The following is a 15,586-nucleotide window of genomic DNA, read 5'->3' as shown; positions in this document are numbered from 1 at the left end:
CAGGTGGAGCGCCCAGCTGGGCGCTCCACCTGGGCCCCAGAAGCCTGGTCCGCTATCACTCCGTGTGGGTCGGCGGCAGACGGGATGACAGCAGGGGTGCGGCGTGACGGCCGATTCGCCACTTAGCTCCCCCGTGGCGAACAACCGGTCCATACTGATGCGACAGCAGACGATCTAGGGGGGACATGCCGAAGCAGCTTGCACTCAAGGAGGAACCGGTGGGGCTTCAGGAAGAGATTGAGAAGCGCTCTCGGGAGATCCATACCGATCGATACAGTATGGCAATCAACGAAGCGCTTTCCATGTACGAAAATTCAGACCTGGAGATCCACCCGGAATTCCAGCGGATTTTCCGATGGAGCATTCAGCAGCAATCCCGTCTCATCGAGAGCGTTTTTCTCGGAATCCCTATCCCGCCAATCTTCGTTGCCGCACGTAAAGACGGGGTGTGGGACGTCGTGGACGGGGTTCAGCGGCTCTCAACGCTCTTTCGTTTCATGGGAACCCTGCGAAACGCGGAGGGGGAGATCGACGAGCCGGAGCCGCTTATCGCGGGGGACTACCTTGAGAGCCTTGAAGGAGTCGTCTGGAACGACTCGGTCGTAGCAGCGCCGCAGGTCGACCTCACTTACCTGTCCGAGGCGCAGCAACGATTTTTTAAGCGCGCGCGACTTGATTTTCAGATCGTCGAGCACACTAGCGACGAACAGGCAAAATTCGACCTCTTTCAGCGGCTGAATAGCGGAGCACACCTCTCGGAGCAGGAGGCTCGAAACTGCCTCGCCGTGATGTTGGATCCTAGTTTCTTCCGGTGGCTCCAGCAGCTCGCCCTTCATTCATCCTTCTCGCAGACCGTCAGCATCAGTGAACGGCAAGAAGAAGAAGCCTACGGAGTAGAGCTAGCCCTTCGTTATCTTTCGATCGTCACTGCGGAACGTTCAGACCTGTCCGGACTTTCTGACGTGAGCGAGTTCCTGACGTCCCGGATGCGCGGTTTTATCGAGTCTTCAGTTTTTGACCGCAGTTTCGAGCATGATCGTTTCATTGACATCTTTTCTTGGCTTAACGACGCCCTGGGTGAATCCGCATTTAAGCGCTGGGACCCGGCAAAGAGCAAGTTCAGCGGCCGCTTCACCGTCTCCGCCTTCGAAGCAGTGACGGCTGGCCTAGGCCTTAACTACGAGCAGTGGAAGCGGCTTGAGAGTGGACCGCGCTCAGCTCTACTCCAGCAGCGAGTTCGAGCAGTCTGGGGCGACGAAACTTTCCAGAAGCGCACGGGCGCCGGGAAATCCGCTGACCTTAGGATCCCGTACATGTTTGAAGTGGGCCAGAAGGTATTCTCGCTGGGAGAGTAATGCGCACGCTGAGCGAACTGCAGGATTCCCTCGATGAGGACTTGGCTTGGCGCCGCAGTGAGCTGCATAGTTTTCTGGGAAATATTCGAAGGGTGCAATCAGAAAGCACGGCTCAGCGGTCTTTGTGTAGAGCTGGTGTCCCTCTTCTGTATGCGCATTGGGAGGGTTACGCCAAACACTGCCTTTCAGCCTACCTCCACTACGTCGGGCGCCGCCGTCTGACGTACGGTGAGCTGCATCCAGCTTTTGTTGCCCTGGGGCATGAGGCGGCCTTGGAGTCTCAGGAAGGAATGTCCGCGACCAAGAAAATGGTGCGCAGGGTCCAAGCGCTTCTATCAGAGGATGGCGAGCGCGCCAGAATACCTTGGCGGAAGGGTGTCGACGCTCAATCTAACCTCAACAGCACGCGGTGCTTCGATCTTTTCGAATCCCTCGGCCTCGATGCTTCGCCGATTACAACCAAGGCAAGGCTGATTGATTACGAATTGCTGCGCGTGCGGAATGAAATAGCGCACGGACAGTATCTGAGCATTGGGGCTGCGTCCTACGAAGAACTCCATCAAGAAGTTCTAGGGATTATGGACTTCGTTCGCAACACGGTAAGTGCGGCCGCCGAGAATCAGTCTTACAGGCGAATTTGATCACCGATCAAAGAGGTGCGCACGGCCTATTCGTGGACCGGTGGAGCTGGGCGAGGCGCGCTCGCATCCCGGAGATTGAGGAACGCTTGGGACGCAAGGGGCCTCCGGCGCCGTGTGCATGAAGCCCCGGGCTTTGGCCCGGGGCTTCATGTCGTTGTGGCGCGTGACTGTTAGCCGAAGGCGCCTGCCGACAGGTGGGGTACCTCGTTGCTGTCTCCGTGGTCGGAGGTGCCCAGCGTCGGGAGGCGGTGGCCGCGGCTTGCGGCTTCGCGGAGTGCGTCTCGCAGAGCGCCGGTGAGGTCTGACGCGACGAGACGGAGTTCTTCCGGGGCCGTCGACTCGTCGGCGAGTACCTCTTGGGCGTGCTCCAGGAGCTCGGCGGCGACGTCGAGTTGGGCGGCTTCGGTGCGGTCAGCCAGGCGGGACAAGGGGCCGTTGGTGCCGTCGGTGCTCAGGAAGCAGGGCTTGCCGTCGGGTCCCGACCATGGGAGGAGTCGAAGCTCGTTGTGAGGCGTCATCCTTCGGCCCTTCTGCCTTCGGGCGTGTGGTGGGTGATGAAGGCGGCTTCAGCGCGGTTGCCGGGGAGGGCCAGGAGCGCGGCCTCGACGACGCGGCCGGCGGTGTCGGTCGCTACGCGGGTGATCGCCAGAACGGCGAGGGTCGGGCTGATTCGGAGGGTTGCCGCTTCCACCGGGGTGGGGAGGCGAGCGCAGAGTCTCTCCTCGACCTCGGCCAATGGCGTCGCCACGGTTGTGGGCCAGGTCGACTCGTCGGGTATGACAGTCGGCGCCAGATCGCGAGGGATGTAGACGTGGGGCAGGCTGTGCGGCGAGGGTCCGTCGTGACTCAGGCACTGGAATTCGGTGAGGGGACTCCCAGCCGGTACCCGCAGCAAGACGGACAGGCGGCCGCGCGCCCGGATTTTGGTGGTCCGGACGCTGATCTGCAAGCCCGGAGTGGGCAGTGTTGGGCCGCCGCCGAGGTACGTGATCCTGCGAAGAGGGGGGGCGGACGAAGTTGCCCTTGCCGTGGACCTTTTCGACGAGGCCTTCGGCCTGGAGGAGCGCGAGGGCGCTCCGTAGGGTCGGCGTGCTGACCGTGTAGCGGGCGGCGAGCTGGGCTTCGGAGGGAAGGCGGTCGCCGGCCCTGATGTGGCCGGTCGAGATCTGGGCCCTGAGGTCATCGGCGATGACGTGACGGCGAGAGGCCACCGCGCTGATCACCAACTCTCTGCATCCTCAGGGCGATGAGCCGGGTTCGGGAGTGCATGGTCAGCAGTTCGCCCGACTCGAAGAGGAGGCGCTTTGCACCGCCCGGAAGTTGGATGAGGTCGGCCACGCGGCACGGCTGGCCGCCGATCTGGATGACATCGCCCCGCTGGACGTTGGCCGAGGTGATCTCGACGTTGGAGGCCAGCGCGCCGCTCGGCGTCCAGCTCCTCATGAGGTCGCCTCCTTCGTCGCTCCCCGGTCGGCCGCCGGGTGGCAGGGGCAGCCGCACGTCTCGTAGATCACGGGGACGCCGACCGGTGCCAAGGACGGAGAGGACTGCGCGCACTCGTGGTGCGTGCCGATCCGACACGAGCTCGATCGGTAGGGGACGGCTTTCGCATGCATCAGTTGACCTCCGGCGGCACGAAGCAAGGCGGTCCCAAGGGGCGCACTCTGGTGCGCCCAACTGCGCGGCGGATACGGTTCAACACGCTGATCAGCTCCTATCGCTGATGGCCAGGCCCCCTGACATCGCGCGTCGCGGGGACCGTTCTGTGTACGGCGGCCCATAAGGTGCGGCCGTTCAAGCTGCTGGCCTGAAGCCCGAATCGATCGGCCTCCGCCACCACTTCCAAGGCCGCCCGCCATGTCTCGGCGGGGAGCGATTCCGGCACCTCCGCTTCGATCCACGTGTGACGGGCGTGCTCCTCCACGCGCGTGGTGAGTCCGAGGGCGGACAGCCGGGCGGCGATGTCCTCCGCGCTTGCTGCCGAAGCGGGCACAGGAGAGCCTCCGCCGCCAAGGGATCACTTTGCGTAAAGTTAGTTAACTAGATTAGGGCTAGTGGACTAGATTTTCCATATGCCTGAGCAGCAGCCGCCGTATCTCCGCATCGCTGACGAACTCCGGCGGAGGATCGCGGAGCACGAGTGGGAGCCCGGAGACCGGCTCCCCTCGCGTGCCCAGATCGGCCAAGAGTGCGGCGTCGGCGAGAACGTCGTCCGTCGGGCGCAGGAGCTGCTGATCTCCCAAGGGGTCCTGGAGGGGCGGGCGGGATCCGGAACGTACGTCGCGGAGCCTCGTCAGCGTGTGCGAGTGGTCCGCTCGTCAGCCCGCGAGCAGGGTGGCGGTTCGCCGTTCCGGGCCGACATGAGGGCCTTGGGTAAGCAGGGGGACTGGGAGAGCCGGACCGAGGCCAAGGTTTCGGCGCCGGCGGAGATCGCCGCCCGGCTCGGCATCGCCGAGGGCGACCTGTGCGTCCGCACGGTGTACGAGTTCCTTGCCGACGGCCGGCCCGCGCAGTTGTCCACGAGCTGGGAGCCGTACGACCTCACAGGCGGAACTCTTGTCGTTCTTCCAGAGGGCGGGCCACACGCCGGGGCCGGCGTCGTGAACCGGATGGCTGAGATCGGCGTCACCGTCAGCCATGCCGTCGAGCAGCCGGAGCCTCGGCAGGCTACTGCCGAGGAGGCGTCTCTTCTCGGGATTCAGAAAGCCTCGCTCGTCACCCATATCCGGCGGACGTACTACAGCGACGAAGGGCGGCCCGTTGAGACGGCGGACATCGTCGTCCCCGCGACTCTGTGCGAGATCGTCTACGAGATTCCGATCAGCCGTTAGCTGGGGGCGACATGCGCAATGAACGGCACGACGAGCCGCTGTCTGATGAGGAGCTGGAGCTCTTCATTCAGTACCTGCATCGATTCGCGAACCACGACGTGGACATCTGCGCCAGGATGGAAGCCGGGTATCCCGAGTTTCCCGTCTACGTGGTGTTCGGCAGGGACTACCCCCCGATCGGGGAAGCCTCGGACTACCACCGGCCGTTCGCTGGCCGCCGACGGCCGACATCCACAACTGATATCAACGACGCTGGATGACAGCAGTCCACGCCTGCTCCGCACGTCACCCGCGAGCAGAAACCCATCCAACTCCACGACACCCGGATCGAACGGCGCATGTCGTGAGCGAGCGGGTTGAGCTCTGAGCGCGCGTGCCAGATGCGTGCCAGATCGAACGGTCAACCACGGTCACTAGAGGCTCGCTACGCCGTCCACAGCTTGCTACAGCCGTCGTAGCGCGCAGAGGGGCTGAGCTGCCATGACGGGTCAGCTGCGGGTGCCAGGCTTACAAAGCAGATGTCGGCGGTTCGAAACCGTCCGCGCCCACCGTGACGAGGGCCCCCGGCCGATTGTGGCCGGGGGCCCTCGGCGTTCGTCGGGCCGGTTCCTGTGTGGGGCGGCGAGGAGTGGGCGGGCGTCAGGGCGCGGGCTTTCCCGCGATGCGGGCGGCGGCGTTCCGGTCGGGGGTGTCCTTGCCGCACAGGGTGCGGTGGCGGTCGAGGTGCCTCGCGTCGATCCGGTGGTCGGGGTGGCGGCGGAGGGTGCCGACCTCGCTGTCGTCCAGGGTGAGGCGGACCGTGTCGTCGGTGTCCACGTACAGGCCGAGCAGGTCGAACTGGGCGTGGTGGTTCGGGCACAGGACGAGCAGGTTGGACAGGACGTCGGGGCCGTGGTGGGGGCGGCCGAGGCCCCGGATGTGGGCGGCCTCGCTGTAGTCGCCCCGGGGCGTCGCCAGCCGCAGGCCGCACACCTGGCAGCGGTTCTCGTGCAGGCTCTTCACCCTGAGGGTGAGCGCGGAGTCGCGTACGACGCGTGAGTGGGTGGACCGGCGCCGTGCGGCGGGGCCCGCGCCCTCGTCGCTGTCCGTCGGGTCCGTCGTACCGCTCGCCGTCGTGTAGTCCGCCAGGCCGAGCCGGGTCAGCAGGGCCTGCTGGTCGATGCCGGTGAAGTGGTGTTCGCGCAGGACGGCGATGGCCCTCAGGCGCGCGGAGGGGTCGCGCAGGAGACGCGCGGCCTCCTGGCTCAGGCCCGCCTCGGGGTCGAGCTTCTCCAGCATCGCCACCCCGGGGGCGGTGTCCTGCCCGCCGGGCAGGCCCCGTATGTCCCAGACGTCACTGGTCCCCAGGTGCCAGAACGGGTACTGGGGAGTGACGGACGACCCGGGCGTCCGGAACTCCTCCAGCAGTCCGCCCACCTCCTCGCGGAACTCCCGCCAGGGCGCGAGCCGGGGCCTTCCCGTGGAGATCCTGGCGATCGCCCAGGCCAGCGCCAGCGGCTTGTGCCTGCTCGCCACGCCGTTCTTGGTGTGGACCCGGAGACCGCGCAGGCTCTCCAGGAGCCCGGCGAGGGTCTCCTCGGCCGGTGACCGTTCGGGATCGGAACGCATCCGGCCTCCCCTTCCGTCGTACTGCCCGCCGCCGTCGATCCTGCCAGGCCGGTGGCGGTGCCGGGGGCGAGGGCGGTGGGACGGCGAAGTGCCCTTCGGCCGGTGGGGGCCGAAGGGCACCTTCGTCGTGCGGGCCGGGGCGTGGTCCTACTTGATGACCTCGACCTTCTTGTCGCCCGCGGTCTTCGCCGTCGTGACCCACTTGACCGTGCCCGTCTCGCGGTCGGCCGCGGTGACCTGCTTGACCGTGCCCGTCTCGCGGTCGGACGCCTGGGGCGTGGTCGTCGGGTGGAGCGCCAGGGCCGCGAAGGCGGCGGCCAGGACGCCGAGGGCGATGCCGACCTTGGTCGTGGTCGAGTGGGCGATGTGGGTCTGCGCCACGGGAAGCCTCCCTGAAGTGCCTTGGTCTGAAGGTGGGATGAACGTACCTTGTGGCAGGCTGTGGGGGAATGGGCGAAGAGTTGACGGCCGGGTCGCACGGCCGGTGTACTCCCCGCATGGCTGATGTGGGGGACGCGCCCGGACCCGAGGCGCGGAGCGGCGAGATGACGCCGCAGCGGTACATAGAGGGGCGGCTGTCGCAGTACCAGGGCTGGTACGACGTCAAGGCGACCCGGATGAAGGCGATGCACCTGCGGATGCGGACCGTCTCCGTCGTCGGGGGGTCGCTCGTGCCCGTCTTCGTCAATCTGGACGTGTCCTTCGCCCGGGTCACCGCCACCGTCCTGAGCGTGGTCGTCGTCGCGGCGGTGTCCCTGGAGAGCGTCTTCCGGTACCGGGAGCAGTGGAAGAACTACCGCTCCACCGAGCAGCTCCTCGGGCACGAGCGCGTCTACTTCGAGACCAAGGTGGGGCCGTACCGCGACCTGCCCCGGCGCGAGGCGTTCTCGACGCTCGTCGCCCGGGTGGAGAAGGCCATCGCCAACGAGAACTCCGCCACCCTGAACGTCATGACGCTCGGCGGACAGGTCACCTCCGACGTCCAGCAGGGCGTCCCCGCCGCCCGTACGCCCGTCGACACCGACGACGGCAAGGGGCCCCGGAGTTCCTCCGAGGCCCCCTGACCCGACGGAGTACGTCAGGTGCGGCGCGTCAGCACCACTTGTAGTCGACCCGCGTCGAGTTGTATGAGCAGTCGTCGATCCGCGCGCCGTTCGACTTCCGCAGCGTCGCCGTGTCGCGGTCGTTGTTCCAGACGTACGCGCCGCGGTTCTGGTACACGTTCGCGGCGGTGTTCGCGCCCCGGCCCGTGCGGAGCGTCACGGTCTTGCCCTTGCCGAGGACGAAGTTGCCGAAGGTGTACTTGTGGTTCGACGCGTCCGTGAGCGTCCAGCCCCGGAGGTTGACCGCCGCCGGGGTCGTGTTCCGTATCTGTACGTACTCGGCGTTGAGGCTGCCGTTCGAGCGGTTGTCGGTGCCCGGACTGTCGTAGTAGATCTTGTACAGGTGGACCGAGCCGGCGGCCTGTGCCTGCGTGGGCAGCAGCAGGATGCCGGAGGCGGCGGCGGCGGTCACGGCCGCGAACGTGCGTGCGCGAAGCATGGTGGATGTCCCTCGGTTTCTGCCCGGCTCCCGTCCGTGGGGCCCGGCGAGCACACAGGATACGCACGCCCTTCACTCCGTCCCCACAACTTTCCGGCCTTCGCCGCGACTTCCCGCTCCCCCCCGCGGGACCTCCGCCGTCCTCCCGGGGCTCATCCCTCGAAGTCGTACTCCAGCACGTACGCCGACGAGTCCAGCGTCATCTCGTTCAGCTCCACCGCCGCCCCGGGGACCGTGAACGCCGTCCGCCCGATGAGGATCACCGGCGTCCCCGACCCCAGCCCCAGCCGGTCCGACTCCTCCGCCGTCGGCATCCGGCAGCGGATCTCCTCCCGGAACCGCACCGGCCGCTGCCCCAGTTCCGCGAGCCGCGCGTACAGGCCGCCCGGCCCGGTGTCCGGCTCCGCGACCGGCGTCCCGCGCACCAGCTCGGCGGAGAGGTAGGAGACCGAGAGCAGCACCGGCTCGCCGTCCAGGACGAACCGGCGGCTGCGGACGCACACCGGCGCCCCCGGCGGCAGCCCCAGCGTCGCCGCGATCCGCGCGCCCGCCCGCACCTCCGTCACCTCGACCTGGTCGACCACCAGGTCCCGCTCGTCCCCCACGTCCGCCGTCCAGATGGAACGCCCGTTCCCCCAGAGCCCCTCGGACAGGCGCGGGATGCCCCGGCGGCGCAGCGGGCGGAAGGAGCGGACGAACACCCCGGCGCCCCTGCGCGCCTCGGTCAGGCCCTCGTCGCGCAGCACGGAGAGCGCCTGGCGGGCCGTCATCCGGGCCACGTCGTACGTCGTCATGAGGTCGTTCTCGCCAGGGAGCCGGTCGCCCGGCGCGAACGCGCCCGAGTGGATCGCGGTTCTCAACTCATCGGCGATACGACGGTACTTGGGGCGACGGGCACTGTCCTGGTCGGTCACGGGTGGGCCACTCCCTTCCTTTCCGCGACACCCTACGGCGCACCCCGCCGCCGACGTCCACGCCCGCCTGCGGCCCCGCCCTCCGATCCATCCAACGGGGGACATCTCTAGAGATACGTTGACAGGGCGGGCCCGTGGGGCTTCTCTGGTTCTCCCCAAGTGTCGGGAGCGTCTTCAGGAGCGCTTCCGGCACGCTTCAGGAACCGGGAAGGAGGGGATGCGTGCAGCCACTGCCCGAGGTCGGTGACCTCGTCCGCGACACCGCCACGGGGCGGGTCGGCTTCTATGTGGAGAGCGTCGCCGGACGCTTTCTGATCCGCGCCGTCCACGGCGGCACCCAGTGGGAGGCCGAGCCCTCCGACGTACAGCCCGCCACCCCCCTGCGCGAGCTGCGTGCCCGCGCCGCCGAGATCAACGCACGGACCAGACGGGAGGTCGGTGGGCTGGGGTGACCCGGCGAGAGGAAGGACGAGGAAGGACGGGGAGGGGGCCGGGGGAGGGGAGAGCGGGGGAGAGAAGGTGGAAGCACGGGGTACGGGGGGACACGCGGGTACGGGTACGGGGTGCCCGGCCGGCGCCCGCGCCCCGGCGTCTGTCAGTGGTACGCGCCACACTGGAGGCATGTGCCGCAGCATCAAGACGCTCCGCCCGCCCGTCCTGCCCGAGGAGGCGACCGAGGACGACATCCGCGCCGCCGCCCTTCAGTACGTCCGCAAGGTCTCCGGCTTCCGGGCTCCCGCCGCCCACAACCGCGAGGTCTTCGAGCGGGCCGTGGACGAGATCGCGGAGGCCACCGCGAGACTCCTCGACGGTCTGGAGGTGCGCGGCGCGCACCCCGGGGCCGCCGCCGTCAGGAAGCCGGCGCCGCGGCCGTGACCGGCCGCCGCAGGGCGAAGGCGGCGAGCCCGCCCGCGAGGAAGAGCGCGAGGGTCGACACCCCCGCGCTGAACCAGGTCGCGCCCAGCCACTGACCGCCGAGCCAGCCGAGCCCCACGCTGTACGAGGCCCAGGTCACGCCCGCGAGGGCCGACCAGGGCAGGAACTCCTCCACGCGCCGCTTCGCCGCGCCCGCGCCCAGGGAGACCACGGAGCGTCCCGCCGGGGCGAACCGGGCGAGGACCACGAGCAGGCCGCCGCCCCTGGCCAGGGCGGTGCCGAGGCGTTCCTGCGCCAGGGACAGGCGCTTCGACCGGGCGAGGGCCCGGTCGATCCTGGGCCCGCCCCTGAGCGCCAGCCGGTACGCCAGGAAGTCGCCCAGCACCGAGGCGCCGGCCGCGCACAGGAGCAGGGGGAGGAGCGAGGGGACGTCGGGGGTGGCCGCCGTGGCCGACGCCGCCGCCGTGGCGGCGGTGATCACCAGGAAACCGCTCGGCAGCACGGGCAGGAAGACGTCGAGCAGGATCGACGCCGCCACCACCGGGTATATCCATGGACCGGCGGTGAGCGACCGCAGCGATCCCAGGCTGTCGAGCAGATTCACAGGGCCAGAGCCTACGCGGAGGCGGCGGACCGCCTTCCGGGCGGGTGCGGTGCGCGGGGGCGTCGGACCGGGGTGCGCATCGGGGTGCGCATCGGGACGGCGTACGCCCCGCCCGGCCGTGCTCGCCGGGATGTCGTGCGCGCGGTCCCGGCCGGGACCGCGCGATGCTGTGCGGGTTTGACGGAAAACGCTCGGAGCGAGCGGCTGGTTCCGGGGGGCGCGGGGTTCGGAAAGGGCCGGAAGACGCGCTGTGGATTCCGGCCCTTTCCGCTAGGGGGTGTCAGGCCGTGACCGGCGTGCCCTGTTCCTCGCGGTCGGCGTTCGTGCCGCGAGCCGTCGCGTCCGGGCCGACCCGGTTGCCGAAGAGCCCGTCGAGAGCCAGCGCTCCGGGCCCGGTGAACACCAGGAGGAGGAAGGCCCAGCAGAACACGGCCGCGATCTCCCCGCCGTTCTGGAGCGGGAAGAGGGACTCCGGCTGGTGGACGGTGAAGTACGCGTACGCCATCGAGCCCGAGGCGAGGAACGCGGCGCTCCGGGTACCGAGACCGGCCAGGACCAGACCACCGGCGCCCAGCTGTATGACGGCGGCGTACCAGCCGGGCCAGGTGCCCGCGGGGACCGTGCCGCCGCCCGCCGAGCCGCCGAGGATGCCGAAGAGGGCGGCGGCGCCGTGGCAGGCGAAGAGCAGACCGACGACGATCCGGAAGACGCCGAGCGCGTACGGCTGCGCCCGGTTCAGACGGTGTGCCGGGCCGGCCGGTTCGTGCGGGGCGGTCCGGGCGCTCCGGGCGGGCGGGGTGGCCCCGCCCTTCGCGGCACTCGGGCCGCTCCGATCACTCTGGTCACTCGGGTTGTTCGGGTTGATCGGGTCGTTCATGGGGGGACTCCTTCGGCCTGGCCCTGTCCGTGGGGTGGACGGGGCGTGGGGACGGAAACCGATGAGGCCGCAAGGTTAGGCACCCCTCATTAGTGCTTGCAAGTTCAACATTCGGCCGACGGGAGGTGTGCGGTGCTGTTCGGTTCCCGTCGGCCGAAGGTGACGTCGGTTCAGGGGCGGACCGGTCAGCAGCCGTTCAGGACGGTCTGGAGCGCGCTCTTCTCGGCGGCGTCCACAGTGAGATTCCAGTAGTGCTTCACGTCCACCCATGCGCGGACGTACGTGCAGCGGTAGGCGGTCCGCGAGGGCAGCCACTTCGCCGGGTCCAGGTCGCCCTTGGCCTGGTTGACGTTGTCGGTGACGGCGATGAGCTGCGGTCGGGTCAGGTCGTTCGCGAAGGACTGGCGCTGCGCGGTCGTCCACGACGCGGCGCCCGAGCGCCACGCCTCGGCGAGCGGGACCATGTGGTCGATGTCGAGGTCCGACGCGGCGGTCCAGGTGGCGCCGTCGTACTCCGAGTACCAACTGCCGCTGACGGAGGCGCAGGCGGCGTCCGTGACGACGTTCACGCCGTCCCGCTTGAGGACGGTCTCGCGGGTGTTGCAGGCGCCGGACTGGGTGATCCAGTGCGGGAAGAGGCTCCGGCTGTAACCCGAGGTGGAACCTTCCGCCTGCACGGTGAGGGCGGCCAGGTAGGTACGGGCGGTGGCGGCGCTGACCGGGGTCGGCATGGCCGCCTGGGCGGTCGGGGCGGTGGCCAGGGCGCCGGTGAGGGCGAGGGCCGCGGAGGTGGCGAGGACGGCGAGTCGACGCGCGTAGACGGCGTGACGGGGCATGGGAACTCCCTTGAGTCGGGGGGACCTCGGCTGCTGCCGTCCCCCGCGTGGGGTGCCGGGCGGCGGCCCGGTCATCGTGGCGGCGCCAGGTTTCCGTGAGGGGTGCGCCAGGTAACAGAGTGGCGACATGGACACATCACATCAAGGGGTGTGACGCGTACTGACGGAGTGACAGATTCCGCCCGGTGTCAAGCGGATGGGGGGTGGGGGGCGCCGGGGCGCGCGGCGGAGGGAGTTCGGGGCCGCTGTTCCGTGCGGTGCGGGGGGCGCTCTCGCGCCGGGAGGGGGGTGGGGTGGTCCCGGGCCGGTGCGCCCGGTGCGGGTGCGTGCGATGTGGCCGGTGCCCCGTGCGGGGAGGGGCGCGCTGGGGCCGGGTGCGGGGGCCTCGCGCCGGGGAAGGGCTGCCGGGCGGGGGAGGGCGCGGATGCGGCCGGGGGGCTCGGGGGTCAGAGGCGCGCAGGGTGCGGCTGAGGGGCTCGTGGCCGGAGGTGCCCAGGGTGCGGCCGGGGGGCTCGTGGGCCGGGGGTGCGCGGGGTGCGGCGTGGGGCCCCGGGCTCGGTGCGGCGTGCGGTGCGAGGTCGGGGCGGGTCCTCGAAGGCGGGGCGCGCGCGGGACGGGACCCCGGGCCCGAAGCGGGGAGGAAGCCCCGTCGGTAGCGCGGTCCCGGGTCCGTGGGGGAAGCCGGGGCGGAGGTCCGTGCGGAAGCGCGAGCCGGAGCCGGACCCGGAGTACGGCCGGAAGCCCGGGTCCCTGGCGCGACGGAAGGCCGGGCCCCGGGTGCGGCCGGAGCCGGGTCGGAGTGCGAGGGAGAGCCGGGGCTCGAACGCGATCGGAAGCCGGGCTCGGAGCGCGTCGGGAGGTCAGGCCCGATTGGAAGGTCGAGCCCGGAGTACGGCCTGAAGCCGGGTCCCCGGCGCGACGGAAGGCCGTGCCCCCGGGTGCGGCCGGAGTCGGGCCGGAGCGCGAGGGGGAGCCGGGGCTCGAACGCGATCGGAAGCCGGGCTCGGGGCGCGTCGGAAGGCCAGGCCCGATCGGAAGGTCAGGGCCGATCGGAAGGCCGGGCCCGGAGCGCGGTGGGGAGGCGGTCCCGGGTGTGGCCGGATGCCCGGCCCCCGGTCGGGTCCCGGCGCGCTCGGGCACCCGGACCCGAGCGGGCGTTCAGCGGGCGCGCCCCGGGAGGGGTGCCGTTACGGCAGGAACGTCAGGGTGATTCCGCCGTCCGGCGCCGGGTCCACCCGCAGCCGGGTGAGGTCGTCGACGTGGACGTCCGGTCCGAAGGCCGCCGCGCGCGGGCCCACGCCCACGATCCGCATCCCGGCCGCGCGGCCCGCCGCTATCCCCGCCTCGGAGTCCTCGAAGACGACGCAGTCCTCCGGGGCGAAGCCCAGTTCGGCCGCGCCCTTGAGGAAGCCCTCGGGGTCCGGCTTGCTCGCCCCGACGTGCTCGGCGGTGATCAGGTCGACGGGTATGGGCAGCGCCGCCGCGCCCATCCGCGCCCGCATGAGCGCTTCGTCCGCCGAGGTCACCAGGGCGTGCGGCAGCTCCGCGAGCGCGGCCATGAAGGCGGGGGCGCCGTCGATCGGCACGACGCCGTCCATGTCGGCCGTCTCCTCGGCGAGCATGACCCGGTTGTCGGCGTGGTTCTCCGCCATCGGGCGGTCGGGGAGGAGGAGCGCCATCGTGGCGTACCCCTGGCGGCCGTGCACCACCTTGAGCACGGCGTCCGCGTCGAGGCCCTGCCGGTCCGCCCAGCGCCGCCAGCAGCGCTCGACGACGGCGTCCGAGTTGACGAGGGTGCCGTCCATGTCCAGGAGGAGGGCGCGTGCGGTGAGCGGTGCCGGGGTGACGGCGGGCATCGGGTCTCCAGAGGGGGTTGCGGAGAACGAAGTGGTCCCGCCCACCGGTCAGGGATTGCGGGCGGGGCCACTTTGTTCTCTCACGATACAAAACGGGAGGCCGTCTTGGCCAACCCGTCCACTTTTCGGCCCTCCGGCCGCACGCGGGCGGGCCCCCGGCGGAGGCCCCGGCGGAGGCCCCGCCGGGGGCCGTCGCTCCCGGAGGACCGCCTACGGATCGGCCCCCGACCAGGCGCCGCCCTCCCTGGAGCACCCCCGGAAGCCCCCAGAAGCCCCGCCCCGCCCGGTCCCGCCCCGCCCCGCCCGGTCCCGGTCCTCCAGGCCGGACGGACGGCCACCGCTCAGATGTAAGGAGTGTGCCGTTCGAGCACCGCCCGGGTGTGGGGGCCGTACACGCCGGGGGTGTCGCCCTGGATGTACATGTACGACTGGTACTCCTCCACCGCCTCCCGGAGCTCGTCCCCGTACCGTCCGTCGACGCGCCCTCGGTAGACCAGCACCGCCGTCAGCCGTCGCTGGAGCTCCCGCACCTCCGGCCCGCTCGAACCGGTGCTCAGGGTCGGGGCCTCCTCGTCCGGCGTCCCCGTGGGCGTCGGTGTTCCCGTGGGCGCGGCCGTCGTCGGCGGCTGGACCGGTGCCTGTGAGGTCGGGGAGGCCGGAGGTGCCCCCGTGCCGGTCGTGGTCGGCGCGGCGCTGGGCGCCGTGGTGGTGCCGCTCGCCGTCGGGGTGGGCGTGGCGGACGGGGAGGCCGAGGTCGGCCGTGCCGTCGGGGCGGTCGTGGACGGTTCCGGGGTCTTCGAGGAGGGGGCGGGCGCCTCCGAGACGGCGACGTTCAGGGACGCGCTGGTGGTCACCTCGGGGACGGCGGCCCGGTCGTCGGTCCCGCCGTCGCCGAGCACGGACGCGGCGAGGGCGGCGGTGCCCGCCACCGCGACGGCGGCCACCGCCGCGATCAGCACTCCCCGCCTGCGGCCCCGCCGCTCCACGGGCGCGTGGGGCACGTCGCCGACGCCGCGCAGCAGCAGCGGCATGGTCTCGGACGGGTCGCCCCCGTCCTGCCCGTGGCCCCCGCCCTGCCCGTCGGGCCCACCGCGCCCGTCGAACCCTCCGCTCCCGCCCTGGCCTCCGTGCCCGCCGCCCCCGCCGGGAGCCCGCCCGTACGACGCCGTGGGCGCGCCGCCGTCCGCGCGGACGGCCGTCAGCTGGGTCGTCGGTGGGTCCTCGGCGGGGAGGGCCCCGGTCCCGTACGCGCCTCCCGGGACACCGGCGGCAGCACCCCCGGTTCCGTACGCGCCCCCCGGGACACCGGTCCCGCCCGCGACGGCGCCACGGGGTCCATCGGCGGCCCCGCCCCCGGGCCCGCCCGGAGCCGCGCCCGCCGGACCGCCCGCGACCGCGCCCCCCGCCCCGTACGCCCCGTCCGTCTCCTCGGGGGAGTCCAGGACCACGTACGGCCTGATCCGGAGCGGGTCGAAGTCCTCGGCCGCCGCCATCTCCGCCCGTGCGCAGGCGCAGCCAGGTCTCTGTACACCGCACTCAGGACAGACATGTCCGGTCATGATGGGTCCCCTCCCGATACGACTGCGAGCGATTATGCAGGCCGCCCCCTCCCCCCGGGCGAACAGCCGTGCCCTTCCGCAGGCCAT

Annotated in this window: 19 protein-coding genes and 1 pseudogene; 7 read left to right on the top strand and 13 right to left on the bottom strand. The window is 70.7% G+C overall.

Annotated elements, in window-relative coordinates:
• Positions 1-185: 185 nt before the first annotated feature.
• Entirely contained in the window at positions 186-1,355 is a 1,170-nt protein-coding gene (locus ACFXGN_RS10000; RefSeq protein ID WP_384855864.1) for a DUF262 domain-containing protein, read from the top strand.
• Positions 1,355-1,996, top strand: coding sequence for an MAE_28990/MAE_18760 family HEPN-like nuclease (locus ACFXGN_RS09995; protein ID WP_384855862.1), 642 nt, complete (start codon positions 1,355-1,357; stop codon positions 1,994-1,996). The genes ACFXGN_RS10000 and ACFXGN_RS09995 overlap by 1 nt, the downstream gene beginning before the upstream one ends.
• Positions 1,997-2,166: 170 nt before the next feature.
• Here the strand turns inward: ACFXGN_RS09995 and ACFXGN_RS09990 are convergent, their stop codons facing one another.
• From ACFXGN_RS09990 to ACFXGN_RS09975, 4 genes and pseudogenes are all read right to left on the bottom strand, one after another.
• The gene (locus ACFXGN_RS09990; RefSeq protein ID WP_384855859.1) at positions 2,167-2,514 is read right to left on the bottom strand and encodes a hypothetical protein; all 348 of its coding nucleotides are present in this window, start codon (positions 2,512-2,514) and stop codon (positions 2,167-2,169) included.
• Positions 2,511-3,219, bottom strand: a pseudogene (locus ACFXGN_RS09985) (GntR family transcriptional regulator). The gene ACFXGN_RS09990 and the pseudogene ACFXGN_RS09985 overlap by 4 nt, the downstream one beginning before the upstream one ends.
• Positions 3,176-3,439 (bottom strand): hypothetical protein, encoded by a 264-nt coding sequence (locus tag ACFXGN_RS09980; RefSeq protein WP_384855856.1) that lies wholly within the window; start codon positions 3,437-3,439, stop codon positions 3,176-3,178. Before ACFXGN_RS09980 ends, ACFXGN_RS09985 begins: the two are co-directional and overlap by 44 nt.
• 271 nt (positions 3,440-3,710) lie before the next feature.
• Entirely contained in the window at positions 3,711-3,989 is a 279-nt protein-coding gene (locus ACFXGN_RS09975) for a hypothetical protein (protein ID WP_384855854.1), read from the bottom strand.
• A gap of 79 nt (positions 3,990-4,068) precedes the next feature.
• Between ACFXGN_RS09975 and ACFXGN_RS09970 the strand changes: the two genes are divergently transcribed.
• Both ACFXGN_RS09970 and ACFXGN_RS09965 read left to right on the top strand, forming a co-directional pair.
• Positions 4,069-4,827 (top strand): GntR family transcriptional regulator, encoded by a 759-nt coding sequence (locus tag ACFXGN_RS09970; protein ID WP_384855851.1) that lies wholly within the window; start codon positions 4,069-4,071, stop codon positions 4,825-4,827.
• Between the two features lie 11 nt (positions 4,828-4,838).
• On the top strand, positions 4,839-5,087 hold the full coding sequence (locus ACFXGN_RS09965; RefSeq protein WP_384855849.1) for a hypothetical protein: 249 nt from the start codon (positions 4,839-4,841) through the stop codon (positions 5,085-5,087).
• 379 nt (positions 5,088-5,466) lie between these two features.
• Here ACFXGN_RS09965 and ACFXGN_RS09960 read toward each other — a convergent pair whose 3' ends face one another.
• A complete protein-coding gene (locus ACFXGN_RS09960; protein ID WP_384855847.1) occupies positions 5,467-6,435 on the bottom strand; it encodes an HNH endonuclease in 969 nt (322 codons plus the stop codon).
• Between the two features lie 147 nt (positions 6,436-6,582).
• Positions 6,583-6,816, bottom strand: a complete 234-nt coding sequence (locus ACFXGN_RS09955) for a hypothetical protein (RefSeq protein ID WP_384855844.1) — start codon at positions 6,814-6,816, stop codon at positions 6,583-6,585.
• A gap of 116 nt (positions 6,817-6,932) precedes the next feature.
• Here ACFXGN_RS09955 and ACFXGN_RS09950 point away from each other — a divergent pair, with 116 nt between their 5' ends.
• Positions 6,933-7,499 (top strand): DUF4231 domain-containing protein, encoded by a 567-nt coding sequence (locus ACFXGN_RS09950; RefSeq protein ID WP_384855841.1) that lies wholly within the window; start codon positions 6,933-6,935, stop codon positions 7,497-7,499.
• Between the two features lie 28 nt (positions 7,500-7,527).
• Here the strand turns inward: ACFXGN_RS09950 and ACFXGN_RS09945 are convergent, their stop codons facing one another.
• Both ACFXGN_RS09945 and ACFXGN_RS09940 read right to left on the bottom strand, forming a co-directional pair.
• Positions 7,528-7,977: a lamin tail domain-containing protein gene (locus ACFXGN_RS09945; RefSeq protein ID WP_384855839.1), complete on the bottom strand. Its 450-nt coding sequence runs from the start codon at positions 7,975-7,977 to the stop codon at positions 7,528-7,530.
• A 152-nt stretch (positions 7,978-8,129) separates the two neighbouring features.
• Positions 8,130-8,891, bottom strand: coding sequence for a GntR family transcriptional regulator (locus ACFXGN_RS09940; protein ID WP_384855836.1), 762 nt, complete (start codon positions 8,889-8,891; stop codon positions 8,130-8,132).
• A gap of 221 nt (positions 8,892-9,112) precedes the next feature.
• Here ACFXGN_RS09940 and ACFXGN_RS09935 point away from each other — a divergent pair, with 221 nt between their 5' ends.
• Both ACFXGN_RS09935 and ACFXGN_RS09930 read left to right on the top strand, forming a co-directional pair.
• Positions 9,113-9,343, top strand: coding sequence for a hypothetical protein (locus ACFXGN_RS09935; RefSeq protein WP_351786354.1), 231 nt, complete (start codon positions 9,113-9,115; stop codon positions 9,341-9,343).
• Positions 9,344-9,512: 169 nt separating this feature from the next.
• Positions 9,513-9,767, top strand: a complete 255-nt coding sequence (locus ACFXGN_RS09930) for a DUF2277 domain-containing protein (protein ID WP_384855833.1) — start codon at positions 9,513-9,515, stop codon at positions 9,765-9,767.
• Here the strand turns inward: ACFXGN_RS09930 and ACFXGN_RS09925 are convergent.
• The 5 genes from ACFXGN_RS09925 to ACFXGN_RS09905 all read right to left on the bottom strand — a co-directional run bounded on the left by ACFXGN_RS09925 (position 9,742) and on the right by ACFXGN_RS09905 (position 15,433).
• Positions 9,742-10,371 (bottom strand): DedA family protein, encoded by a 630-nt coding sequence (locus tag ACFXGN_RS09925; RefSeq protein WP_384855831.1) that lies wholly within the window; start codon positions 10,369-10,371, stop codon positions 9,742-9,744. The two genes, ACFXGN_RS09930 and ACFXGN_RS09925, sit on opposite strands and share 26 nt — an antisense overlap.
• 280 nt (positions 10,372-10,651) lie before the next feature.
• Complete coding sequence (locus ACFXGN_RS09920) at positions 10,652-11,110, bottom strand: DoxX family protein (protein WP_384855949.1); 459 nt, start codon at positions 11,108-11,110, stop codon at positions 10,652-10,654.
• Positions 11,111-11,433: 323 nt separating this feature from the next.
• Entirely contained in the window at positions 11,434-12,084 is a 651-nt protein-coding gene (locus ACFXGN_RS09915) for an HNH endonuclease family protein (protein WP_384855828.1), read from the bottom strand.
• A 1,187-nt stretch (positions 12,085-13,271) separates the two neighbouring features.
• Entirely contained in the window at positions 13,272-13,940 is a 669-nt protein-coding gene (locus ACFXGN_RS09910; RefSeq protein WP_384855825.1) for an HAD-IA family hydrolase, read from the bottom strand.
• Between the two features lie 341 nt (positions 13,941-14,281).
• Entirely contained in the window at positions 14,282-15,433 is a 1,152-nt protein-coding gene (locus ACFXGN_RS09905) for a peptidoglycan-binding protein (protein ID WP_384855822.1), read from the bottom strand.
• Positions 15,434-15,586 lie beyond the last annotated feature (153 nt).

It is taken from the genome of Streptomyces sp. NPDC059247 (genome assembly GCF_042754005.1).
In the GTDB taxonomy this organism is placed as follows: domain Bacteria; phylum Actinomycetota; class Actinomycetes; order Streptomycetales; family Streptomycetaceae; genus Streptomyces.
This window is presented reverse-complemented; position numbering and strand designations above follow the sequence as displayed.